Source organism: Streptomyces sp. NPDC031111 (genome assembly GCF_055570675.1).
The window spans coordinates 264,602-288,422 of sequence record NZ_JBVIGS010000007.1 but is presented as its reverse complement, the minus strand read 5'-3'; the positions used below and the strand labels follow the sequence as shown (position 1 = coordinate 288,422).

Genomic DNA, 23,821 nt, shown 5'->3' with positions numbered 1-23,821 from the left:
GTGGTGGCTCCTGGGGGGGGGTGGTCTGCCGCATGTGGCGACCTCGCGCGCGGCGGCCTCCCGTGCGGTGACCTCCTGGGTGTGGTGGCCCCTGGGCGGCGCTGGTCTCCCGCGCGCGGCGGCCTCGCAGGCGGTGGCCTCCCGTGCGCGGTGGCCTGCCGTGCTTGGCTGCTTTCCGTGGGCCGGGCCGTTCCGTATGGCGGGTGGTCGGGCGAGGGTCCCCCTCGCGAGACGCCGGGCGTGGCCGGGGCCGGCAGGCGACGGCGCCGTTCGGGGTACCGTCCTGCCCGCCGGCACCGGCGCCCGTCCCCTAACGGGGTGACAGCTCCGCGTAGATCACCGTCGCGTCGTCGTGTGTCTTGCCACGGCGTGGCGGTACCCGGTCCGCGTCCGCCCGTTCCAGTGCCCGTACCCGGTTCACCAGGGAGCGTGCCCCCTCCTCGCGGACCAGGGTGAGGCAGTCCGTCCAGTCGCCCTCGTGGAACCTCTCCACCCAGCGCGTCGCCCCGTCCGTCAGCGCGGCCAGCGTGCGCACCTCGTCGCGCGGCAGGGAACCGGTGACCGCGCGGGACGCCACCGAGGGATCGGCCGCCGCCGTGAAGAAGCCGCCCTCCTTGTTGCGCAGCGTGGCGTCCACCAGGGCGTGCGTGGCCAGGGCGGAGCGGGGCAGGCGGTCCAGCCGGTCGTCCAGCAGCGCGGTGACCGAGCCGTCCGGGGCCTCGACGAGAAGCGCCGCGTCGGACAGCACCAGGTACTCGACCGAGGCCGGTGACCAGCGGGCCAGCGCCACCGTTGCCTGAGGCGTACGAGGGTGAGAAAGGTCACAGGTTGCCGCGTGGCTCCCGGCGGTACGCGCGAGGGCCCGGGAGAGCAGCTCGGCCAGCGGAACATCCGGGAGGGAAACGGTCAGTTCGGTCAGCGCGCCGCCGAGCCGGGCGGTGAACCAGGGCACCGAATGCAGACAGCCGCCCCCGTCCCGCGGCGGAGTGACCCCGTCCAGCACCACGAGCGAACCGCCCTGTCCGGAGGCGGGAAGTCCGACGCTCGCGAAGTCCTCGTTGGGGCGGCCGGGATCACCGGGCTCGGAAACAAGCTCAGTACGCATCCGGCCAGTCTGCACGAGCCCTTCACAAGGGTCGCCAAAGGCCCTCGCCGGTCGCCGAATCCCCGCGGTCCCGCAGGTCAGGCGCCTGGTTTGGGTGGGAATGCAGCGCTCCGGGAAGACGTGGCGGCGAATATTGCCACCGCCCGCCGCAGACGTCCAACCGGCGTGCCGCGCAAGGCCGCTGTCCGAGGCAACGGAACTTGCCCCCCAACTCACCTCCGGGGTTCACTCCTTCGAGTGGCGGGTCAGGTGATGCGCATCCACTGTCCGCGGTCACTGGGAGGGTCGGGGAGCGATGGGGGCGCCTCGCTGTCCGAGCACGGTCAGGAGCTCGGGGTGAACGCCCGCACCCGTTGACGGAGCGTCACCCGGACCCACGGGTACACGAGTCAGGAATGCGAGCACCGGTGCAGAAGTCGCGGCCTCGTCGCACAGGCAAGCAGACGGCCCCCACGGGGGACGCTGAGCAGACGCCCACCGTCGGCAGGGGCCGCCCCACCCATGTACGCAACCGGCTCATCGTCGCCGTGGCCGTCGTGGCCGCCGCGATCGCCGCCGCCGGTGCCCCCTCCGTGGTCGCGGCCTCCGGGCAGCTCGGCGACTCGCAGGAGCTGGTGACGCTCGCCGAGCAGACCCAGGACGCCCTCACCCTGGCGCACTCCCTCGCCGACGAGCGCGACGAGGTCGTCCCCTACATCGCGGCCGGCCGCGACAAGTCCAAGGCGCCCACCGAGGAGCACAGCGCCCGCGTCGACCGGCAGGTCGAGGAGCTGCGCGCCGACACCGACATCCCGGCGGAGCTGCGCGACGGCCTCGACGCCGTCGCCGCCGTGCGCCGGGCGGCGCTCACGGGCAAGAGCAGCGCTCTCGAAGCGCACCAGGCGTACTCCACCGCCATCACCCAGCTGCACCGGCTCGCCGAACAGCTGGCGGAGCGGACACCGCCCCGCGCGCCCTCCGGCGCCCACGCGCTCACCGAGCTGGACTCCGCCGTCCAGCAGGCCGCCGCCACCCGCGGACTCCTGCTCGCCGCGCTGAACGTGCCGGCCACCACGCAGACCGTGATCGACCCGATCACCGGCCTGCCCTCCACCACCACCGGCTCCACCGACGCCGACGCCAAGCGGCGCGACGCCCTGACCGCCGCCGCGCTCCAGGCCAGGCTGCGCTCCGACGCGGCCCTCGCCGACTTCCGCGACACCGCGCCCAAGGCCGCCCGCGCCTCCTACGACTCCACGGTCACCGGCCCCGAGGTCGAGACCGCCGAGAAGTACCTGGCGCGGCTCACCGACGAGCCCACGCTCACCGACGACGAACTCGACACCAGCGTCAAGAAGCTCCAGGCGGCGCTCACCGCGCGGGTCGAGACGATGCGCGGCGTGGAGTCCGCGCTCTTCGACAAGCGCACCAAGGACCTCGCCCAGCTGCGCGACGACGACGTCACCGCGCTGGAGATCCGCATCGCCGTCCTCGGCGCGCTGATGCTGCTCGCGATCGGTGTCGCCACCGCGATGGCCCGCACGCTCACGCGTCCGCTGTCCGTGCTGCGCCGGGGTTCCGCCCGCCTCGCCGAGGCGGAGGACCCCGCCGCCCAGGAGCCGGTCACCTTCACCGGCCGGAACGACGAGTTCGCGCAGGTCGTCCGCTCCGTCAACGCCCTCCACGCGCGCGCCGCCGCCCTCGCCGAGCGGATCGCCACGCTGGAGGCCGATCGCAAGCATCTGGTGGGCCAGCGGCAGAAGATGGCCGACGCCCGCGAGGAACTGCGCACCGAGCTTGCCGAGTCGGCGGCGCATCTGGAGCGGCTGCGCGCCGGCATCGGCGGCACGTTCGTCAACCTCGCCCTGCGCACCCTCGGACTGGTGGAGCGTCAGCTCGGCGTCATCGAGGGCCTGGAGGAGCGGGAGGACGACCCGGACCGGCTGGCCACCCTGTTCAAGCTCGACCACTTCGCCACGGTGATGCGCCGGCACAGCGAGAACCTCCTCGTCCTCGCCGGGACCGAGCACGGCCGGCAGACGGCGGGTCCGGTCCCGCTCGTGGACGTCGTACGGGCCGCGGTCAGCGAGATCGAGCGGTACGAGCGGGTGCGGATCGCCGCGCTGCCGCCGCACGCGCACATCGCCGGGTTCGCCGCGGACGACCTGTCCCATCTGCTGGCCGAGCTCATGGAGAACGCCACCTCGTTCTCCCCGCCCGACATGCCCGTCGAGGTCTCCGGCTGGCTGCTGGAGAACGGCGAGGTCATGCTCTCCGTGCAGGACGAGGGCATCGGCATGACGGGGGAGCGGCTGGAGCGGATCAACGCCCGGCTGACCGACGTCGACCCGGACGCCACGTACGACGCGGAGGGCGAGGACGGTCTCGGCCTCGGCCTGTACGTCGTGGCCCGGCTCGCCCACCGGCACGGGGTGCGGGTCCAGCTGCGCGAGCAGAAGCAGGGCGGCATCGCCGCGGTCGTCGTCCTCCCCGAGGGACTCCTGGCCCCCGCCACCCCCGGCGCGGTCCCCGCCTCCGTCGCCGGCGGCACGCCCACGTACTCCCTGCCGGGCGCCGACGCGGAGGCCAACTCCAACGTCCTCCACGGCCGCACGGAGACGGGCGACCCCCTGGTCGCCCTGGCGGAGAAGGCCGTACGCCACCGGGACGCGTCCGGTGCCGGGACACCGGACGCCGCGCCGGAGTCCCCGACGCGGGACGCCGCGGACACGTCCGCGTCGGGCGGGCCCGAGGAGCCGGCGCCGCACCCCGAGGACGCGTCGGAGGAGGCGGCCCCCGCCGAGGCCGGGCCGGACGGCGCGGACGACTCCGCGGAGCGGACGGACGTGCCGCCCGAGCGCCCCGCCGAAGTCACGATGGAGCTGCTCATCCCGGTACAGCCGGCCGCCCCGGCGCCCGCGCCGGAAGCCGCCCGGGACCACGGAACGGGCGACGAAGCCGGGCCCGCCGGGGCCGAGACCGCCCGCCCGGGTGCGGGCCACGTGGACGGACCCGACACCGGGACCACCGCCGCAGCCCCGCAGCCGGTCGACGAGGACGCCGACGCCGTAAGCCAGGACGCCGCGACCGCCGAGGCCCTCGTACACCAGGACGCCGCGACCGCCGAGGCCCTCGTACGCCAGGACGCCGGGGACGCCGGGACCGAGCACGCCCGGGTGGCCGACGGGGACGACGAGGAGCAGGTCACCGCCAAGGGGCTGCCCAAGCGCACACCGAAGATCACGGCGCCCACCGAGGCACCGCGACCGCGTACCGGGTCCGTGGACGCCGAGGCCCTGCGGCGTCGGCTCGGCGGTTTCCGCCAGGGGGCGGACGCCGGGCGCCGGGACGTCGAGGCGGAGCTCGCCGAACGGACCGGTGACCACCGGGCGCCGTCCGGCCCGGATGCCACAACCGAAGAGACCACGGGGGGCACAGTCGAGGAGGCAAGCAGTTGACCGCGCCCAGTACTGTCGGACTGAGCAGTGAGGCCCGCAACCTGCACTGGCTGTTGAGCAACCTCGTCGAGGAGGTGCCCGGCATCCTCTCCGTCGCCGTGGTCTCCTCCGACGGCCTGCTCCTGCTCTCCTCCGACGACAGCCGGAACGACGAGGCCCGCGAGGCACGCGGCGCGAAGCGCACCGGCCCCCGTGGCTCCGCCGCCGACCTGGCCACCGTCGTCTCCGGCATCGGCAGCCTCACCGTCGGCGCCTCGAAGCTGATCGACTTCGGTCCGGTCAAGCACACGATGGTGGCGATGGACGAGGGCAGCCTGTTCGTGATGTCCATCAGCGACGGCTCGCTGCTCGGCGTGCACGGCGCCGCGGACTGCGACATGAGCGTGGTGGCGTACCACATGGCGCTGTTCGTCGGCCGGGCCGGCCATGTCCTGACCCCCGAACTCCGCAGCGAGCTGCGCCAGTCCCTGGAGAACGAGTCCACCGGGAGTCGCCGATGAGCGCCAGGTCCAGGAAGAACCTCCCGGTCCGCGGCGGTGACCGCAAACCCGCCCGGGTCCGCCCGTACTCGCTCACCGGCGGCCGTACCCGGTTCGGTCACGTCCTGCTCGTCGAGACGTTCGTCGGCGCCACCGCCGGCACCGCCGCGCTGGAAGCCGCCGAGGAGCGCAAGGAACTGACGAACGGTGGTCTCACCTCCCGCGTGATGCCGGAGATGCGGGCCATCGTCGAACTGTGCCGCCGTATGCGTACGGTGGCCGAGATCGCCGCGCTGCTGAAGATGCCGCTCGGCGTGGTCCGCGTACTCCTGAGCGACCTCGCGGACCAGGGAAAGATCCGTGTCTACGGAACGGGAACCGGCCACGGCACGGGCCGCCCGGACCGCGCGCTGCTGGAAAGGGTGCTGAGTGGACTCCGTCGTCTCTGACGCCGCTCACGGCGTCTCCCCGCTCGTCGAGGACGACGAGCCCCTGCTGCCCTGGCAGACCGACCGCACCCGCGCGCCGATCGCCACGAAAATAGTCGTGGCGGGCGGCTTCGGCGTCGGCAAGACCACGCTGGTCACCACCGTCTCGGAGATCACGCCCCTGGAGACCGAGGCGCTGATGACCCAGGCCAGTGAGGAGCACGACGACCTCACCGGCACGCCGGACAAGCTGACCACCACCGTGGCCATGGACTTCGGCCGCATCACGCTCGACGACGACCTGGTGCTCTACGTCTTCGGCACACCCGGTCAGCAGCGGTTCTGGTTCATGTGGGACGACCTGGTGCGCGGCGCGATCGGCGCCGTCGTGCTGGCCGACACACGCCGTCTGAAGGACTGCTGGCCGGCGCTGGACTACTTCGAGAGCTGCGGACTGCCGTACGTCGTCGCGGTCAACCACTTCGACGGCAGTGAGCGCTTCGAGCCGGAGGACGTGCGGGAGGCGCTGACGATACCGCCGCACATACCTGTCATGATCATGGATGCGCGCCGCCGGATCTCCGTGATCGAGACCCTCCTGGCCCTGGTGGGCCACGCGCTCGACGAAACCCCCGAGTAGTCCCTTAGGAGCTCCCCCGTATGCGGAAGATACTCGTCGTCGGGGCCGGCCAGTCCGGCCTCCAGCTCGCCCTCGGCCTCCAGTCGCACGGGTACGAGGTCACCCTGATGTCCAACCGGACCGCGGACGAGATCCGCACCGGACGGGTGATGTCGACGCAGTGCATGTTCCACACCGCCCTCCAGCACGAGCGCGATCTCCAGCTGAACTTCTGGGAGTCCCAGGCCCCGAAGATCGAGGGACTCGGCGTCTCGGTCGCGGCCCCCGGCTCCTTCGACCCGGGCCCCTCGCAGCGCGCGATCGACTGGGTGGGCAGGCTCGACGGGTTCGCGCAGTCGGTCGACCAGCGGGTGAAGATGGCCGGCTGGATGGAGACCTTCGCCCAGCGCGGCGGCCAGCTGGTCATCCACGGCGCGGCCGTCGGCGACCTGGACTACTTCTCCCGCACGTACGACCTCGTGCTCGTCTCGGCGGGCAAGGGCGAGCTCGTGCAGATGTTCGGCCGCGACGCCGAGAGGTCCCCCTACAGCGAGCCGCAGCGCGCCCTCGCGGTCGCCTACGTCCACGGCCTCGGCCCGCGTCCGGAGCACCCGGACATGGAGGCGGTCCGCTGCAACCTGGTCCCCGGCGTCGGCGAGATGTTCATCATGCCGACGTTCACCACCTCGGGCCGCGCCGACATCCTGTTCTGGGAGGGCATACCCGGCGGCCCGCTGGACGCCTTCAAGGACGTCAAGGACCCGGCGGAACACCTCTCCCTGACCCTGGAACTCATGGAGAAGTTCCTCCCCTGGGAGTACGCGCGGGCCACCAAGGTCGAGCTGACCGACGCCGGCGGCACCCTCGCCGGCCGTTACGCCCCCACCGTCCGCAACCCGATCGGCCGGCTGCCCGGCGGCGGACTGGTCCTCGGCGTGGCCGACGTGGTCGTCGCCAACGACCCGATCACCGGCCAGGGCTCCAACTCCGCCTCCAAGTGCGCCGCCTCCTACCTGGCCTCGATCCTCGAGCACGGCGAGAAGGAGTTCGACGAGTCCTGGATGCAGGCGACCTTCGACCGCTACTGGGAGACGGCCCAGCACGTCACCAAGTGGACGAACGCGATGCTCGCGCCGCCGCCGGAGCACGTCCTCAACCTGATCGGCGCCGCCGGACAGCTCCAGCCGGTCGCCGACCGCTTCGCCAACGGCTTCAACGACCCGGCCGACTTCGAGAACTTCTTCTACGAGCCGGAGAAGACGGGCGCCTACCTGGCGGAGGTCTCGGGCGCCGGCGCGTAACCGGCCGCGTACCCCTCGTCGGACCCGTCCGTCGCCCCCTCGGGGAGCTCCGGCGGCACATACCGCCGCACGGGCTCCCCGGCCGGGTCGGGGCGTACGGCGCCCAGGACCGGGTTGGCCGCGACGGGGGAGACCTTGATCCGCGCGCCGGGGCGGGGAGCCTGCACCACCATGCCGTCGCCGAGGTACAGGGCGACGTGCGTGGCCTCCGGGAAGTAGACGACGAGGTCCCCCGGCCGCAGCTCCGTCAGCGGCACCCGCTCCAGCAGCGCCCACTGCTCCTGGCTGGTCCGGGGGATCGGCGTCCCGGCGGCGTCCCAGGCCTCGGAGGTCAGCCCCGAGCAGTCGTACGTGGCCGGCCCCTCCGCACCCCACTCGTACGGCTTCCCGAGCTGTTCCACGGCGTAACGCACGGCCCGTTCGCCCGCCGCCGACGGCGCGCCGCCGCTGCCCAGCGCCCCGGAGGACACCAACTCCTCCTGCGCCTCGGCCACGTTGGCCCGTTCCAGCGCGGCCAGCGCGGCGAGCTGTTCGGCGGTGAGCGAGGCGAGCAGCCCCTCGACCGAGCGGAGCCGCTCACGGACCTCGTCCCGCTGCTTCCCGCGCCGCTCGGTGAGGGCGAGCTGCGTGGCGAGGGCCTTGCGGGCCCGGCGGGCCAGCTCGGCGGCCTCCTTCTCGTCCCCGGTCAGCCGCCCCACCGTCTCGGCCCGCTCCCGCGCCAACTGCCCGATCACATGCCCCTGTTCGAGGGCGCGCTGCGGATCGCGCGCGAGCAGCAGCCGTACGTAGGGGGAGATGTCGGTGACGCTCTGGTACTGCTGCCGGGCCAGCCGGCCGGCCGCGCCCCGGCTGTCGCGCAGCGAGTGCCGGGTGCGGGCGAGGGCCCGGTCCAGCCGCTCGGTCTCGGCCCGCTGCCTCTTCAGCCGTTCCTCGGTGGCGTTGTAGGTCTCGGTGGCCTTCTCGGCCTCCCGGTACAGGGTCTGAAGCTCCGTCAGCAGCTCGGCGACGGAGCGCTCGCCGCTGCCGCCGCCCGGTTCGGGAACGGCCGCCGCGGGCACGGGCGCCAGGACGGCCCCGGCCGCCAGCGCCGCCGTACACACCAGACGCAGAAGCTTTCCTGACACGCCATCACCTCCGACCGCGGGCGGCTCGTCCGCTCCGCATCGCGAGCATCAGGCGGGTCCGCGGGGTCCGCTCGCCGAGTGTGCGCGGTTCGGCGCAACCCCGTCACCCGTCGGCGTCGTCCGGCTTGCCCTTCGGCGTGGCGTCTGGATCGGGCGAGGGCTTCGACCACGGCCACTTGAGGCCGCCGCCGGCCTGCCCCGTGGGGTCGTACAGGTACTTCCAGCCCCGCGTCAGCCCGGTCCGCGCGCTCTGCGCCCGGGGCACCCGCCGGTAGACCAGCACGGTGGGCGGGCCGCCGTCCGGGGCCGGGACGGGGATGCGGTACGTCTTCGGCGGATGCCCGGTGATGCCCAGGAGCACGGGCAGCACGCGCCCGTCCATGGGCCCGCCCTCGAACGGGGTGTCTTCGCTCTTCACGCCACCAGTGTCAGTGATGCGCCGGCCGTCAGAGGTCCATGGCCAGCGCCGCGACCAGCGCCTCGGTCTGCGCGTCGCGCCGCGCGGTCACCGCGAGCAGTGCCACGAACTGTTCCACGAGCCACTCCCGCAGCTCGTCCAGGGGCGGCTGCTTCTCCTCGTCGAGCCAGATCAGCGAGGCCGCCTCCACGGCGGTGATCCACATCCGGATGGTCATCCGCAGCCGGGGCCCGGGCTCGGCCACCCCGAGATGGCTGAGGATGTGCTCGGCGGCGGCCCGGCGCACCCCGTCCACGAGGGCGGTCGTACGGGAGGTCTCCACCACGCTGCCGCCCTGGAGCAGCGCGCTGAACCCGGTGTCGTGATGGTCGACGAACGCGAGGTAGCGGTCGAGGGCCCGGGACAGCCGGGGCAGCAGCGGGCCCTCGTGCGGCTCGTCGAAGCAGTGCCGCAGCTCGTCGGCGGCGGACCTGAGGGCCGCCTCGTACAGCTGCTGCTTGCCGCCCGGGAAGTACCGGTAGACCAGCGGCCGTGACACGCCGGCCGCCTCCGCCACGTCGTCCAGGGACACGTCCTCCGGGGCGCGGTGGGCGAAGAGGGACAGCGCGGCCTCGAGCAGCTGGCTGCGGCGTTCCTCGACACTGAGCCGCCGGTAGGCGGGCGTGGGGGCCTGCGGGGTCATGCCCGCAGCGTAACCGCCCGCCCACACCACCCGCCCGGCTACGCCGACGGCCCCGACGACTTCCAGAGCTTCCGTCCGACCCCGCGCAGCACGCCGATGTCGTCCAGGCTGTGTTCGATGTGCGGCTCCGCCGCGTGGCGGGAGCCGCTTCGGGTGGTGGGGGTGCGGGGGTGAGGCGTGGTGGCGTGATGCGGCCGCTGTGTCCGGGGACCGGTCACGCGAGCAGCCCCGACGACTTCCAGAGCTTCCGTCCGACCCCGCGCAGCACGCCGATGTCGTCCAGGAAGTCGGTGAGTCGCTTCGACCCCTGCTGCATCACGTCCCGGCGGTGGGTGCTCGCCCTGACCTGGGCGACGGCCTCCCGCTTGTCCAGGCCGACGTTCGTGTACACCTCGGGGTTCACGAAGGCCACCGAGAACACCCGGGCGAACTCTCCCGAGGTGACGCGGGTGAACTCCTGGGACCACTTCGGCGCGGTCACCATCTGGCGCCGCAGCTCCTCACGGGCGTAGCGCACATGCCGTGCCTCCTCCACGACATGGATGCGCGTGACGCCCCGGATCAGCGGCTGGACCCGCTCGTCCGGGAAGGTCAGCCGCTGCATCCAGTCGAGGACCTCCTCGCCGAGCAGGGTCGCCGTGAAGGAGCCGGGCGTGGTGGAGATGGTCTTGAACAGCCGGCCGAGGTTCTGGTGGACCCGGCTCACCGGGTACCAGGGGGTGCCGCCGCGGGTGATCAGCCGGGCGAACATCTTGGAGTGCCGGCACTCGTCCTCGATCTCGGTCAGCGCGTACCGCACGTGCGCGCTGGTGGCGGCCTTGTCGTAGATGTGCCGTACCAGCAGCTGCATCAGGATCACCTCGAACCAGATGCCGAGGGAGGCGAGGGCCGCCGCCTCGTGCTGGGAGAGCAGGATGCGCTGCTCCTCGCTCATCCGCCGCCACATCGGGGTGTCGTACAGCGACACCAGCTCCGGCGGCCAGAACCACTTGCCCTCCTCGAAGGACGCCTCCCAGTCGAGCTCCTTGTCCGGGTCGAAGGAGTGCTTCGCGGAGGAGTCGAGCAGCCGTTGGGCCACCTGCTCCCGGTCCTTGAGCAGCCCGAGCGCGTCCCGCAGGCCATCGAGCGCGTCGGCTTCCGACAGGGTCGTCATGACGGTTCCACCTCATGGGCGTCTCGGGTTACCGGCGGTTCACCCACTTATGAGACTGCCTGTCAGCAAGCCCGTCAATCCCCCGCGCGCGAGTTGTTGACGACCGGCCCACCGGACGCGCCCGCCCCGGCGCCGACTAGGCCGAGCAGCCCAGCCCCTCCGGCACCTCGCCTATCAAGGGCTCCGCGCCGCCCGGCGGGAACGACGTGCGCAGGGTGAAGGCGTACGGCGTCGGGCCGTGGGTGCGCAGATGGAGGAGGCGGGACTCGGCTTCCGCGACCGTCGGGCGATGGCCGGACGGGACCCACCACAGGGTCGCCATCGCCTCCTCGACGCGCTCGAACCACTCCCTCCGCCGGGCCAGCATCTCCCGGTGACGGCCCTGGTACATGTACGCCGTCAGCGCGTCGGCGTCCCGCCACACCGACATGTTGATGATCAGCCAGGAGTCGCCGAAGACGGGGATGTCCGTCGCGTCGCCCTCCTCGCTCTGGAGGCGCCAGACGAAGCCGGCGGCGGCGTCGGCGTCCGCGTTCACCGGGTCGAGGCCGGCGACGAAGTCCTTCAACTGCGGGGAGTCCAGCGGGGCCTTGAGTCGGGCGATGTTCACCTGGGCGAGTTCGTACGCGGTCTCGGTCATGTACCGAACGTTAGGTCGGGAATCCGGCGCTCCGGCACCCCTGTCTCACCAAGTGGGCCGACCCGCCTACGACTTCAGCACCGCCTCCATCACCGCCCGCGCGATCGGCGCCGCCGTCCCGCCCCCGCTGATCTCCCGCCGGTTCGCCGCCGCGTCCTCGACCACCACCGCGACCGCCACCTTCGCCTCCATGTCCGTACCGCCCTGCGCCCAGGAGATGAACCAGGCGTACGGCGTGCCGGAGTTGCCCAGGCCGTGCTGGGCGGTGCCGGTCTTGCCGCCGACGACGGCGCCGGGGATCGCCGCCTTCTTTCCGGTGCCGTCCTCCACCACGCCCCGCATCAGCTCCCGCAGCCGGATCGCCGTCGCCGGATACATGGCCCGCCGCACCGGACGAGAACCGGCCGTCGACACCGTGCCGCCCCCCGCCCGCGTGGTCCGTTCCACCAGATACGGCTCCCGCACCTGCCCGCCGCCCGCGACGGCCGCCGCCACCATCGCCATCTGGAGCGGTGTCGCCCGCGTGTTGTACTGCCCGATCGACGACAGCGCGAGCTGCGCCCGGTCCACGGTGCTGTCGAAGGTGCTGCGCGCCACCCGGAACGGGATCCGTACGTCCGTGTCGTTGAACCCGAAGCTCTCCGCCGCGGCCCTCATCCCGTCCACGCCCGTCGCCACCCCCAGCCCGGCGAACACCGTGTTGCAGGACCGCACGAACGCCTTCCGCATCGAGGCGTCCTCGCACCCCTTGGACCCGTTGACCAGCCGGGTCCGCGTCCCCGGCAGGGTGTACGGGTCGGGGGAGTCGGTCGGCTCGTCCAGGTCCCTCACCACACCCGCGTCGAGCGCGGCCGCCGCGGTGACCACCTTGAACGTCGAACCCGGCGGATACGTCCGCTGCACCGCCCGGTTCAGCATCGGCCGGTCCGGATCGGCGTTCAACCGCGCCCAGGCGTCCCGCGCGGTCCCGCCGTTCCCGGACAGCAGCGCCGGGTCGTACGACGGGACCGACACCAGCGCCAGGATCCTCCCGGTCGACGGCTCCACCGCCGCCACGGCCCCCTTCCGCGAGCGCAGCCCCTCGTAGGCCGCGCGCTGCGCCGCCGGGTCGATCGTCGTCACCACATCGCCGCCGGCGTTGCGGGAGCGCGTGAACTCGTTCCACAGCGGCAGCGGCGCCAGCACCGGGGAGGCGCCGGACAGCAGCCCGTCCTCCGTGTGCTCCAGCAGTGTCGTGCCGTACTCCTGCGAGGCGAAGCCGGTCACCGGGGCGTACAACGGCCCGTCGCGGTACGTCCGTTCGTAGCGCAGATGCTCTCCGGTGTCGCGGGAGCCGGTGACCGGCCGGTCCCCGACCAGGATGTCGCCGCGCGGCTGCTGGTAGCGGGCGAAGGCGTCCCGGCGGTTGGCAGGGTTGCCGGCGTAGGTGTCGGCGTACAGGATCTGGACGCGGGCGGCGTTCACCAGCAGGGCCACCAGCAGCAGGGCGCAGAACAGGGCGGCGTGCCGGATGTGCCGGGTCACCGGGGCGCACCTCCGCCGCTCCACCGGGTCACCGGACGGCACTCCCGCCGCCCTGCCGCCGCGCGGAGTCGCTCAGCCGCACCAGCAGCGCCACGATCGCCCAGTTGGTCACCACCGACGAGCCGCCCTGCGCCAGGAACGGCATCGCCATCCCGGTCAGCGGGATCAGCCCGGTCACCCCGCCCGCGATCACGAACACCTGGAGCGCCACGAGCGAGGCGAGGCCCACGGCGAGCAGCCGGCCGAACGGGTCGCGCAGGGCGAGGCCCGCCCGGTAGCCGCGCTCCACCAGCAGCCCGTAGAGCAGGAAGATCGCGGAGAGCCCGGCCAGGCCCAGCTCCTCGCCGGCCGTCGCCAGGATGAAGTCGGACTTGACCGCGAAACCGATGAGCACGGAGTGCCCGAGCCCCAGCCCGGTGCCGAGCGTGCCGCCCTCCGCGAAGGCGAACAGGGACTGGGCCAGCTGGTTCGGGCCCTCGCCCGCCTCGATGGAGGCGAACGGGTGCAGCCAGGTCTCGATCCGGTGGTGCACATGCGGTTCCAGCCGGCCCACGGCCACCGCCCCCAGCGAGGCCAGCAGCAGGCCGACGGCGATCCAGCCGGTGCGGCCGGTGGCGACGTACAGCAGGACCACGAACAGGCCGAAGAACAGCAGCGAGGTGCCGAGGTCCCGCTCCAGCACCAGCACGCCCACACTGACCAGCCAGACGGCGACGATCGGGCCGAGCACCCGCCCGGTGGGCACTTGCAGCCCCCAGACGCGTCGGCCGGCGTAGGTGAGGGCACTGCGGTTCGCGGCGAGGTACGCGGCGAAGAAGACCGCCAGCAGCACCTTCGCGAACTCGCCGGGCTGAATGGAGAATCCGGCGACCCGGATCCAGATCCGGGCCCCGTTCACCGCCGGGAAGAGGATCGGGACCGTCAGCAGCACGAGCGCGACGGTGACACAGACGTAGGTGTAGCGCTGGAGCACCCGGTGGTCGCGCAGCACCAGGACGACCCCGATGAACAGCGCCACGCCCAGCGTCGACCAGACCAGTTGGGTCGGGGCCGCCGGGTCTCCGGGTGTCTCCAGGTCGAGCCGGTAGATCAGCACCAGGCCGAGGCCGTTGAGCAGCACCCCGATGGGGAGCAGCACCGGGTCGGAGCCCGGGGCGCGCCAGCGCACCGCCAGATGGGCGACCAGCGCGAGCACACCGAGCCCGGCGCCGTAACCGGCGGCGCCGGGCGGGACGGTGCCGTTCCTGGCGAGGCCGACGGCGCAGTATCCGTACACCGACAGCAGGACCGCCAGGACGATCAGGGCGAGTTCGACGCCCCGGCGCCCGGAGCGGCGGACGGTGGACGCCGGCGGATCCGCCGTCGCCAGGGTGATGCCGGCCTTGCTCATGTCCGGAACTTAACCGAATAGGGCGCCTTGCGTGCTTCGCTCATCAGCACCAGCGTGGCGCGGGACCGATGTTGTCGATGTGGGCGGCCGGGCCCCAGGCCCAGGTGCCGTCCGTGAGGAGGTACCAGAGGGGGTTGTGGTCCACCTTGTCGCCGGGGACCTTGCAGAAGATCGAGACGACATCGCCCTTGTGGGCGTACCGGATGATCTGCGAACCCCGGTTCGGGGCGCTGCGCAGGGCCAGCGACCCCGTCGTGACGACACCCTTGTACTGGCCCTGGTTGCCGTGGTCGCCCCCGGCCTGGTTGCCAAAGTCGCCGTTGCCGCCCTGCTGGTTGGCGTTCCCACCCTGCTGGTCGGAGTGGCCGCCCTGCTGGTTTCCGACGCCACCTTGCTGGTCGCCGTTGCCACCCTGCTGGTTTCCGGCACCACCCTGCTGGTCGCCGTTGCCGCCCTGCTGGTCGGAGTGGCCACCTTGCTGGTTTCCGGCGCCACCTTGCTGGTCGCCGTTGCCTCCTTGCTGATTGCCGCCGCCCTGCTGGCTCCAGTTCCCCTGGTCGCCGCCCTGGTTCGGGTCGTCGGCGGCGACGGCGGGGGTGACGGCGGTCGCGACCGCGAGGGCCCCGGCGGCGAGAGCTATGGGCAGTCGGCGGGCGAGCCGGGGACGTGGGGGACGCAGGGACATGGGGGTACCTCCACATACGGGGAAAACGGGTCGAAGGTGACTCATCGCCACACTAGGAGCGGCCCTCCGCGCCCGCCCGCCCTGCTGCGCCATCGGGGACGGCGCCACCCGACCCGCCTACTCCGTCAGCTCCTCCAGCAGCCGTGCCGTGGGCAGCCCCGCCCGGAGGTAGTCCACGAAGAGGTCGTTGTGCAGGGCCCAGGACGAGCGGCGGGAGCGGATCAGCCGGATCGCCGCCTCGGCGGTCCTGCCCTGCCGCATCAGCGCGTGCGCGACCACCAGACCCGAACGGTTGTACCCGTGGTAACAGCGCACGAGGACCGTACGGCCGTCCTCCAGCGCCTCGCACGCCGCCTCGGCGAGCCGGATCACACCCGCGAGCTGTGTCCCGTCCAGCGGCCCGTCGGGGATGGGCCACACATGGTGCTCGACCCCGGGGTCCGGCCCGTGCCCGGGCAGCCGCAGCAGCGTCTGCACAAGATCGAACTGCCCGTTCACCACGGCGAACTCCAGCTGCCCGGCCAGGCCCCGGAACTCGTGCCCGCCCATCCACAGACCGGGCAGGATCTCGTTCCACGGACTGTCCGGAGCCGGTACGTCGGGTTGCTTCCTGCGGGTACGCAACGGCGCCTCCCCACCCTGACCGCCCAACTCCTCTCAAAGGTAACCGGCTTCTTGCCCCTGGAGCACCCCGCCTGTTCCCATGGACATGGGGTGATGGTGCATGAACGGACTGCGCGTCATACCGACCTACCGGCACGGCGGGGAAAGGCTGTACGTCTGCCTCCCGGACGGCAGGAACCTCGCCTGGTACGACCGTGAGACGGCCCGGGTGAACCTGCTGGCCCAGGACCAGGAGGAGGACGTGCTCACCGCGCTGCGCCCCTTCCTCACCGGCCAGGTCTCGGTCGGCCCGCCCCCGGTCCCCACCCCCGCCGAGCTGGCACGTCTCTCCCTGCACCCCGACGACGACCTCGCGCCGAACCGCCCCGGTGAGGCACTGATCGTCGCCCTCGACCGCGACCCGGCCCCGCCCCGCCGGTTCCGCCCCGACCCGCGCCGCAGGGCGCTCACGGCGGAACAGACGGTGGGCGGCGCCCTGGACCACCTGGAAGGCGCGGGCTGGTACGCGCTGCACTCGATCCCGCTCCCCGGGGGCGACCGCGTCCACCACCTGCTGATCGGCCCCGGCGGCCTGTACGCCGTCCACACCCTGTACGCCCACCGGCAGCGGGTGACGGTCGCCGACCCCCGGGTCGCCCTGGGCCGCCAGGAGGCGCTCCCCCTGCTGCGCCGCGTCCGCGCCGACGCCGACCGCGCCTCCCACGCCCTCACGGCCGAGGTCCACCCCGTGCTGGTCCTCGTCGGCGCCTCCGACGTGACCGTCCACGTCCCGCCCCGCGAGGTGCGCGTCCTGACCGACGGGGACGTGGCGGTCCTGGCCCGGCTGGGCGGCGTGCTGAAACCCGCCGACGTGGAGGCCCTGCACGCGACGGCCCGGGACCGGAACACCTGGGCGCGGCTGTGAGCGGCCGTCCCTGAGGCGACTCACGGCAGCGGGCCCGCGTGCCCCCGGTCCAGCAGCGGCGCCAGCAGATCGCCGTAGTCCTGCACGCGCGGCCCGATGTCCGGCGCCCGGAACACCATCCGCTCCGGCGCCCGGCACTCCTCGACCTCGTCCCAGGTCACCGGCGCCGACACCAGCGGCTCGGCCCGTGCCCGCAGCGTGTACGGGGTGGCCGTGGTCTTGCGGGCCGCGTTCTGGCTCCAGTCGACGAAGACCTTCCCGGGCCTGAGACTCCGGGTCATCCGGTGCAGCACCAGACCCGGCATGGCCTTCTCCGCCTCCACGGCGAGCGTCTTGGCGTACTCCGACACCTGATCGGACGAGGAGCCCCGGACCGCCGCCAGCAGATGCAGCCCCTTCGACCCGGAGGTCTTGGCGTACGCCTCGATCCCGTCCGCCGCCAGCCGTTCCCGCAGCCACACCGCGACCTCGCAGCAGTGCACGATCGTCGCCGGCGCCCCGGGGTCCAGGTCGAACACGATCCGGTCGGCCTGCCCCGGCGCGTCGATCAGCCACTGGTGGGTGTGGAACTCGGCGACGAGATTCGCCGCCCACATCAGGCTCGGCAGATCCTGCACCAGCACCATCCGGGCCGGTCCCTCGGTCCTCGGCACCTCGGCGGTGGTGACCCACTCGGGCGTACCCGGTGGCACGTTCTTGGTGAAGAACACCTGGCCGTCGGGCCCGTCCGGGTACCGCAGGAAGGACACCGGCCGCTCCCGCAGATGGGGAAGCAGCACGTCGGCGACGGTCGCGTAGTAGTGCAGTACCTCCGCCTTGGTGAACCCGGTGGCGGGATACAGCACCTTCTCCAGATTGCTGAGCGCGAGCCGTCGCCCCTCCACCTCAGTGATAGGCGCCATACGATGAGACTCCCACGCAAAGCGTGACAAACACCCCGACAGTGATCGGCAGACGACCGGAAAGGTGCTGCACGTGAGATCCATTTGGAACGGCGCGATCTCTTTCGGCCTGGTCAGCATCCCGATCAAGCTCGTGAACGCCACCGAGAACCACTCGATCTCCTTCCGCCAGATCCACACGGAGGACGGCGGCCGGATCCGGTACCGCAAGTTCTGCGAGCTGGAGGACCGCGAGGTCACCGGCCAGGAGATCGGCAAGGGGTACGAGGACGCGGACGGCACGATCATCCCGATCACCGACGAGGACCTGTCCCAGCTGCCGATCCCCACCGCCCGGACGATCGAGATCGTCGCCTTCGTCCCCGAGGACCGGATCGACCCGCTCCAGATGGACGCGGCGTACTACCTCGCGGCGGGCGGGGCGCCGGCGGCCAAGCCGTACACGCTGCTGCGGGAGGCGTTGAAGCGGAGCAACAAGGTGGCCATCGCCAAGTTCGCGCTGCGCGGCAAGGAGCGCCTGGGCATGCTCCGGGTGGTCGGCGACGCGATCGCCATGCACGGCCTGCTCTGGCCGGACGAGGTCCGCGCCCCCGAGGGGGTCGCGCCCGACACCAGCGTCACCGTACGGGACCAGGAGCTGGACCTCGCGGACGCCCTGATGGACACCCTCGGCGAGGTCGACCTGGAGGACCTGCACGACGAGTACCGCGAGGCGGTGGAGGAGGTCATCGCCGCGAAGGCCTCCGGCGAGGCCCCGCCGGAGGCTCCCGCCCCGGAGCGGGGCGGCGGCAAGGTCCTGGACCTGATGGCGGCCCTGGAGAACAGCGTCCGCGCGGCCCGTGAGTCCCGTGGCGAGGAGGCCGAGGTCAAGAGCCTGCCGCAGCGCAAGACGTCCCGCTCGACCCCCAAGGAGACCGGCGGCAAGAAGTCGACGTCGACGGCGAAGAAGAAGACGGCCTCGTCGGCCAGGAAGTCGACCTCGAAGACGACCCAGCCGGAGAAGAAGACGACGAAGAGCACGGCGAAGAAGACGCCCGCGAAGAAGACGACGGCGAAGAAGACCACGTCCCGGAAGCGTTCCGCTTGACCCCGCGTTGGTGCGGGCCGGGGGTTGGTCGCGCTGCCCGGCGCTTGCGGGGTGCCTCCCCCACTCTCGGCTTCGCGAGAGCGGGAGGTACCCCCATCGCCCCAGCGGCAGGACTGCCCGCGGAGAGGCGGCAGACGGCTGCCCGCGGTGGACGCGGCGGACCGCGGAGGGCGGGCGCAGGGGCCGCACCTCAGGCGGCCGATTGCCGCCGACGGCGCGGAGGGGACGGGGCGGGGGTGGCCGCCCGCAGCGGCTGGCGCGTCCGCGCCCCGCACCTCTTCGAGTGACCCAATCGCGCCAGTCCGAGGACGGACACCCCCGACCCGGCCCCGCCCCACCCACCGGCCCTGGGCGCCCCACCGCCTACGCGACGCGCCTCAGCGCCAGCACCGCGTTGTGCCCCCCGAACCCGAACGAGTTGCTCAGCACCAGATCCCCCGCGTCCGGCAGCACCCGCGGCTCCCCCCGCACCACATCCAGATCGATCGCGTCGTCGACCTCCCCGCACCCGACGGTCGGCGGCACCACCCTGTGGTGCAGCGTGAGCACCGCCGCGACCGCCTCCACGCCACCCGCGGCCCCCTGAAGGTGCCCCAGATGCCCCTTCAGCGCCGTCACCGGCACCGCACGCCCCCCGAGCACCCCCCGCAGCGCCCGCGCCTCCGCGAGATCGCCGTCGACCGTGGCGGTGGCGTGCGCGTTGACGTGGACGACGTCCGCCACCTGGCCACCCGCGTCCCGCACGGCCCGCCGCAGCGCGAGCGCGATGCCGTCGCCCGACGGATCCGGCGCCGCCACGTGGTGGGCGTCGGCGGACAGCCCCCATCCGGCGGCCTCGCAGTAGATACGGGCCCCACGGGCGCGCGCGTGCTCCTCGGACTCCAGGACGAGCACCCCCGCCCCCTCCCCGTTGACGAACCCGTCGCGGTCCTTGGCGAACGGGTGCGAGGGCGAGCCCGCGGACGGGTCCCCCTCCGCCAGCGCCCGCATCGCCGCGAACGACGCCATGATCGCCGGCGTGACGACCGCCTCGGCACCGCCCGCGAGGGCGACGTCGACCCGCCCGTACCGGATGCGGTCGACGGCCTGCCCGATCGCCTCGGTGCCGGAGGCGCACGCGCTGGTCACGGTGCGTGCCTCACCGGTGATGTGCAGGTCGAGCGAGACCTGCGAGGCCGCCTGCGAGGGCACGGTCATCGGCGTGGTGAGCGGTGACACACCCCGCGGCCCCTTGTCGCGCAGCTTGCGGTCCCCGCCGACCAGCACCGACGCGTCCCCGAGGATGGCGCCGAGGCTCACCCCGACCCGTTCCGGGTCGAGCCCGCTCTCGCGCGTACCGCCCTCCGCGTACCCCGCGTCGGCCCACGCCTCCCGTGCCGCCAGCACGGCGAACTGCGCGGCCCGGTTCATCCGTCGCGCCGCCTGCCGGGGCAGCAGCCCGGCCGGGTCCACCGGCACGGTTCCGGCGATCCGCACCGGCAGCCCGTCGAACTCCTCGTCCGCCAACTCCCGTATGCCGTGCCGCCCTTCGAGCAGCCCCTGCCACAGCTCTCCCGCGCCGAGGCCGAGCGGGGTGACCGCACCGAGCCCGGTGACGACCACTCGTCGCGCCCCGGCCGCCTCCGCCGCCCGCACGGGGCGCGGTTCATGACGTACGACGTCACCCGCACCGTCGGCCTCGGCGGCCCACCGGCGCACGTCGGCGTCGGACGCCTGCTCGGTCGCGCCCTCGTCCTCGGGGTGCCAGGCACCCCAGCGGCGGACGTACGTCACCTCGTCGGCCCGCGGGTCGACGGCGCGCAGCGTGTGCAACCGGTCCCCGTCCCGGAACTCCACCTCGTCGAGCGCGGGAGAACTCACCAGCGGGACCGCGGCCACGTCCATCCGCCGCCCGGCGACGGTCACCCGCTGCTCGCGGCGCAGCACTTCCTCGTGGTCCACCCCGCCGAGCGGCGGCCGCAGGGTGACCCGGATCACCTCCGGGCCCTCGGGCAGTGTGTGCGTCACGACATGCCACCGGTACCGCGCCGCGTCGTCGTGGGACAGGGCGAGCAGATCTCCGGGGACGACCTCGGCGGCGGTAACCGCGTACGGGCGTATGGGTACTTCAGGCGTTTCGGGGGAGTGGGTCATGGCCGCGCATGCTCTCTTTGGTCCGAACTGTCGTACTGGGGGCGGTTACGAGTGTTCTGTACGAAGTGCGAACCCACCATTGCTGAATCGCGGGCATGTCCGATTTGCCACGTTCTACCAGGTGGGTGACGCGAGACACACCCGGTAACTCGTCGCCACGGTAGCCGAGTTACCCAGGCGTAGTCGGGGTGTGGAAAACGTCACGACTCCGTCGCCAGCCGCCATGTCCGCCCCGCCAACTCCTCCGCGTACCCCGTCGGGGAGGGATCGCTCGGCAACTGGGCGGGCACGGTGGTGTTCTTCTTCGTGCCGGGCCGGTCGGCGAACAGGGCCACGGACAGGCTGAGTCGGGAGTCGTACCCGACGGACCAGACGGTGCGCCGGGTGATCCCGCCACCGGCCCCGCCGGTGCCGAACGCGCCGCCCCCGTCGGCTCGTACCGCGACGAGACCGCCGGGTGCGGCGGCCTGCCCGACGAAGCCCTTCCGCGCCTGGGCCGTCACCATCTGGGCGCCCTTCTCATCCAGGACCCGCCGCGTCTCGGGCCGCGCGGTGTGAACGACCCGCCCCTCTCGGGTGATCCGGGTCACAGTATGGGGCGTCGCATACGTCCCGCCCGCCGCCACGGCCGCATACGCCGAGGTCAGCCGCAGCGGAGTCGGTGCCGGAGATTCCCGCAGCCCTTTCAGCGGACCGCCGAGCCGCACCCCGGCGAAGGGATCGAGTACCGAACCGGCCTCCACCGCCCCGCTCACGGCGTCGTTGAACGGCTGCCGCGCGTAGTCCGCCCCGCCGTAGAGCACCCGCACCGCCCCGTCGCCGGGCTCGATCCCCACCACCGCCGTGTGCACCCGGACGTCGTCGCCACCGGAACCCTTCCCGTCCTTCGCGTGGTCCTTCACCGCCTCGGCGGTCGCGTCCTGCAACGCCAGATCGAAGGTGGTGTGCACGGTGTAGCCGCCGCGCGCCAGCTGGTCCTCGGTGATCCCGAGCCGCTCGGCGGCCTCCTTCGCGGCCACGTCGATCAGATACTGCCGCTGCCCCTCCGTCCCACCCGGCGGATAGAACCGGAACGCCGGGAAGCGCGCGGCGGCCCGCTCCTCACCCGTGATGGTCCCGCCGGCCTCCATCGCGTCGAGCACCCACTCCCACCGGTCGCGGAGCCTCTCGGTCACCTTCGGATCGGAACCCGCCTTCTCGTAGTACGACGGGATGTTGACGATCGCCGCCAGAGCCGCGCCCTGGGAGATCGTGAGGTCCTCGGCGGTGACATCGAAGTAGTTGCGGGCGGCGGCCTGGACACCGGCCGCGCCCCGGCCGAAGTACACCGTGTTGAGATAGCCCTCCAGGATCTCGTCCTTGTCGCGCGTACGGTCGAGCTTGATGGCGATCAACGCCTCGCGCGCCTTGCGCGACAGCGAACGCTCCGGGGTCAGCAGCGCGTTCTTCACATACTGCTGAGTGATCGTGGAACCGCCCTGCGGGGCGCCGCCGGACACCGTGGCCCACACCGCTCGGGCGATGGCGCGCGGCGAAACCCCGGTGTCCGTACGGAAGGACCGGTTCTCCGCGGCGATCACCGCGTCCTGGACATGCCGGGGCACCTGCGACAGCGGCACCTCCTGCCGGTCGACCGGCCCGCGCCGACCCAGGTAGGAGCCGTCGGCGGCGACGAACACCGTGCTCTGGACGACCGTTTCGGGGTGCGGCTCGGGGATGACGGTCAGCTCGTAGGCGACGACCGCCGCGCCGCAGACGAGGACGACCAACGTGAGGAGGGCGACGAGCAGCCGCCGCAGCCGGCGTCCGCGGTTGCGGCGGAGACGTACGCGGAGGGGCAGGCGGGGGCGGTCCGCCGCCCTTCGAGGAAGCCGAGGAAGCCGGGGGAGACGGGGGAGCCGGGGAAGTCGGGGTGGTTTCACGAGCGCCACGCCCCGGCGCTCACCGGCCGCGCCACCGCCGGTGTGAGGTCCGTCCGTGCCAGGACGCCCCCGGCCGCGTCGTACAGCGTGACGGTCTGGCCACCACCACCACCGCCACCGCCGACCGCCGTGTCCGTCAGCGGCGTCTTCGCGTACCACACCCCCCATCCCGGACTCCCCGCCAGCGTCAGGACGTTCGCGGTGACGGTCCGGCCGCCGGTACGGATCTCGATGCGGGCGGGGTCGGCGTCGAGGCCGTAGTACATGCCGGACTGGAAGTACGTACCGTCCTCCAACTTCTCGCCCTGGACGGAGACCCCCGGCCCGGTGCGCTCCGGACCGTGGTCGTTCACCGCGCGGAACTGGTTGCGCGCCTGCGGGGAGGACCAGTGCTGCCCGTCCGGGGTGAGCCAGACCTCCACGCCCGGGGCGGCGGCCACCCGCTCCCCGGGAGCGACGATCCGCACCGGCCCCGGTGCCGGGGTCTCCTGCTCCTCCGCCGACCCGGTGACCTCGCCGCCCCCGAGGGGACCCGCGGCGAGGACGGCCGGCGGGGCGAGCAGCAGGGCGCACCCGGCGGCGACGACCCCCGCGCGCCGTCGGCGCCGCAGCGCGCCGTCCCGCCGGATGTCGTCGAGCGGAACGGGGGGCGGCACGAAACCGGCGAGCACCGCGGCGAACTCAGCCCGCCGGTCCTCCTCCCCGACGCGCTTCCCCTCGCGCCGCAGCAACGCGCGCACGGCCCCCACCGAACACCCCAGCACCTGCGCGATCTCGGCCGCGCCCAGCCCCTCCCAGTCCCGCAGCACCAGCACCACCCGCCGCCGGCCGCCCCTGCGGTGTCCGCGCAGATGCCCTCGCACCAGACAGCGACGTACATGGAAGTCGACGTCGTTCCGGGGGATCCGCCGCCACCGGGCGCACACGCGCACCAGCGTGCGCCGCGCCAACTCCTCGGCCGCGCCCTCCTCTTCGCGGAGCAGCCGGGCGACGGCGACCAGCCGCGGCCAGCGGTCCCGCGCGTACCCGGCGAAGTCGTCCTCCAGCGGCGGAACTTGGGGCGCACGCGCCGGACGGAGGGGGAGATACGTCACGTCCGTGACGGCCGCCCCTCCACCACGCGCCGTGGCCGCGCCCACCCGCACGTCGGGTCGATGGATCCCGGAACCCGTGTTCAACGTCTTCCTCCAGGGGTGTGCTTCGATGTGCGCGACCTGCGAAACCTGTACGCATGGCGGGGACGGCCGGGTTGCACGGGAAATCC

At 73.0% G+C, this 23,821-nt stretch carries 21 protein-coding genes; 7 read left to right on the top strand and 14 right to left on the bottom strand.

Annotation, left to right across the window (positions count from 1 at the left end):
* Window positions 1–310: 310 nt before the first annotated feature.
* Window positions 311–1,105 carry a protein phosphatase 2C domain-containing protein gene (locus tag ACZ470_RS17250; protein WP_468427991.1) on the bottom strand — a complete coding sequence of 265 codons (795 nt, stop codon included), beginning with the start codon at window positions 1,103–1,105 and terminating at the stop codon, window positions 311–313.
* Window positions 1,106–1,500: 395 nt separating this feature from the next.
* Between ACZ470_RS17250 and ACZ470_RS17245 the strand changes: the two genes are divergently transcribed.
* The 5 genes from ACZ470_RS17245 to ACZ470_RS17225 are packed head-to-tail and all read left to right on the top strand — an operon-like array spanning window position 1,501 to window position 7,369.
* Window positions 1,501–4,542, top strand: a complete 3,042-nt coding sequence (locus tag ACZ470_RS17245; RefSeq protein WP_468427989.1) for a sensor histidine kinase — start codon at window positions 1,501–1,503, stop codon at window positions 4,540–4,542.
* The gene (locus ACZ470_RS17240) at window positions 4,539–5,042 is read left to right on the top strand and encodes a roadblock/LC7 domain-containing protein (RefSeq protein ID WP_468427987.1); all 504 of its coding nucleotides are present in this window, start codon (window positions 4,539–4,541) and stop codon (window positions 5,040–5,042) included. Before ACZ470_RS17245 ends, ACZ470_RS17240 begins: the two co-directional genes overlap by 4 nt.
* Window positions 5,039–5,470: a DUF742 domain-containing protein gene (locus ACZ470_RS17235; protein WP_468427985.1), complete on the top strand. Its 432-nt coding sequence runs from the start codon at window positions 5,039–5,041 to the stop codon at window positions 5,468–5,470. The genes ACZ470_RS17240 and ACZ470_RS17235 overlap by 4 nt, the downstream gene beginning before the upstream one ends.
* Entirely contained in the window at window positions 5,451–6,089 is a 639-nt protein-coding gene (locus ACZ470_RS17230; protein WP_468427984.1) for a GTP-binding protein, read from the top strand. The genes ACZ470_RS17235 and ACZ470_RS17230 overlap by 20 nt, the downstream gene beginning before the upstream one ends.
* Window positions 6,090–6,109: 20 nt before the next feature.
* Window positions 6,110–7,369 carry a styrene monooxygenase/indole monooxygenase family protein gene (locus tag ACZ470_RS17225; protein ID WP_468427982.1) on the top strand — a complete coding sequence of 420 codons (1,260 nt, stop codon included), beginning with the start codon at window positions 6,110–6,112 and terminating at the stop codon, window positions 7,367–7,369.
* On the opposite strand, the gene ACZ470_RS17220 is transcribed toward ACZ470_RS17225, so the two are convergent.
* The 9 genes from ACZ470_RS17220 to ACZ470_RS17180 form a co-directional block, all read right to left on the bottom strand.
* Window positions 7,336–8,493: a C40 family peptidase gene (locus ACZ470_RS17220; protein WP_468427980.1), complete on the bottom strand. Its 1,158-nt coding sequence runs from the start codon at window positions 8,491–8,493 to the stop codon at window positions 7,336–7,338. The two genes, ACZ470_RS17225 and ACZ470_RS17220, sit on opposite strands and share 34 nt — an antisense overlap.
* A gap of 103 nt (window positions 8,494–8,596) precedes the next feature.
* Window positions 8,597–8,911 carry a hypothetical protein gene (locus tag ACZ470_RS17215; protein WP_468427978.1) on the bottom strand — a complete coding sequence of 105 codons (315 nt, stop codon included), beginning with the start codon at window positions 8,909–8,911 and terminating at the stop codon, window positions 8,597–8,599.
* Between the two features lie 28 nt (window positions 8,912–8,939).
* Window positions 8,940–9,593 (bottom strand): TetR/AcrR family transcriptional regulator, encoded by a 654-nt coding sequence (locus ACZ470_RS17210; protein ID WP_468427977.1) that lies wholly within the window; start codon window positions 9,591–9,593, stop codon window positions 8,940–8,942.
* 214 nt (window positions 9,594–9,807) lie between these two features.
* Window positions 9,808–10,746, bottom strand: a complete 939-nt coding sequence (locus tag ACZ470_RS17205; protein WP_468427975.1) for an AurF N-oxygenase family protein — start codon at window positions 10,744–10,746, stop codon at window positions 9,808–9,810.
* Window positions 10,747–10,882: 136 nt separating this feature from the next.
* Window positions 10,883–11,386, bottom strand: a complete 504-nt coding sequence (locus ACZ470_RS17200; RefSeq protein ID WP_468427973.1) for a DUF3291 domain-containing protein — start codon at window positions 11,384–11,386, stop codon at window positions 10,883–10,885.
* Window positions 11,387–11,452: 66 nt separating this feature from the next.
* Complete coding sequence (locus ACZ470_RS17195) at window positions 11,453–12,910, bottom strand: penicillin-binding transpeptidase domain-containing protein (RefSeq protein ID WP_468427971.1); 1,458 nt, start codon at window positions 12,908–12,910, stop codon at window positions 11,453–11,455.
* A 28-nt stretch (window positions 12,911–12,938) separates the two neighbouring features.
* The gene (locus tag ACZ470_RS17190) at window positions 12,939–14,300 is read right to left on the bottom strand and encodes an FtsW/RodA/SpoVE family cell cycle protein (protein ID WP_468427970.1); all 1,362 of its coding nucleotides are present in this window, start codon (window positions 14,298–14,300) and stop codon (window positions 12,939–12,941) included.
* 43 nt (window positions 14,301–14,343) lie between these two features.
* Window positions 14,344–14,985 (bottom strand): SH3 domain-containing protein, encoded by a 642-nt coding sequence (locus ACZ470_RS17185; protein WP_468427968.1) that lies wholly within the window; start codon window positions 14,983–14,985, stop codon window positions 14,344–14,346.
* A 117-nt stretch (window positions 14,986–15,102) separates the two neighbouring features.
* A complete protein-coding gene (locus ACZ470_RS17180; protein ID WP_468427966.1) occupies window positions 15,103–15,609 on the bottom strand; it encodes a protein-tyrosine phosphatase family protein in 507 nt (168 codons plus the stop codon).
* Between the two features lie 100 nt (window positions 15,610–15,709).
* Here ACZ470_RS17180 and ACZ470_RS17175 point away from each other — a divergent pair, with 100 nt between their 5' ends.
* Entirely contained in the window at window positions 15,710–16,513 is an 804-nt protein-coding gene (locus ACZ470_RS17175) for an NERD domain-containing protein (protein WP_468427964.1), read from the top strand.
* 20 nt (window positions 16,514–16,533) lie between these two features.
* On the opposite strand, the gene ligD is transcribed toward ACZ470_RS17175, so the two are convergent.
* The gene (gene ligD / locus ACZ470_RS17170; RefSeq protein ID WP_468427962.1) at window positions 16,534–17,415 is read right to left on the bottom strand and encodes a non-homologous end-joining DNA ligase; all 882 of its coding nucleotides are present in this window, start codon (window positions 17,413–17,415) and stop codon (window positions 16,534–16,536) included.
* 73 nt (window positions 17,416–17,488) lie between these two features.
* On the opposite strand from ligD, the gene ku reads away from it, so the two are divergent.
* Window positions 17,489–18,502 (top strand): non-homologous end joining protein Ku, encoded by a 1,014-nt coding sequence (ku, locus tag ACZ470_RS17165; protein ID WP_468427960.1) that lies wholly within the window; start codon window positions 17,489–17,491, stop codon window positions 18,500–18,502.
* Window positions 18,503–18,865: 363 nt separating this feature from the next.
* On the opposite strand, the gene ACZ470_RS17160 is transcribed toward ku, so the two are convergent.
* From ACZ470_RS17160 to ACZ470_RS17150, 3 genes are all read right to left on the bottom strand, one after another.
* On the bottom strand, window positions 18,866–20,635 hold the full coding sequence (locus ACZ470_RS17160; protein WP_468427958.1) for a beta-ketoacyl-[acyl-carrier-protein] synthase family protein: 1,770 nt from the start codon (window positions 20,633–20,635) through the stop codon (window positions 18,866–18,868).
* A gap of 200 nt (window positions 20,636–20,835) precedes the next feature.
* Complete coding sequence (locus ACZ470_RS17155; RefSeq protein WP_468428147.1) at window positions 20,836–22,476, bottom strand: transglycosylase domain-containing protein; 1,641 nt, start codon at window positions 22,474–22,476, stop codon at window positions 20,836–20,838.
* Window positions 22,477–22,553: 77 nt separating this feature from the next.
* The gene (locus ACZ470_RS17150) at window positions 22,554–23,651 is read right to left on the bottom strand and encodes a sigma factor-like helix-turn-helix DNA-binding protein (RefSeq protein ID WP_468427956.1); all 1,098 of its coding nucleotides are present in this window, start codon (window positions 23,649–23,651) and stop codon (window positions 22,554–22,556) included.
* Window positions 23,652–23,821: the final 170 nt, after the last annotated feature.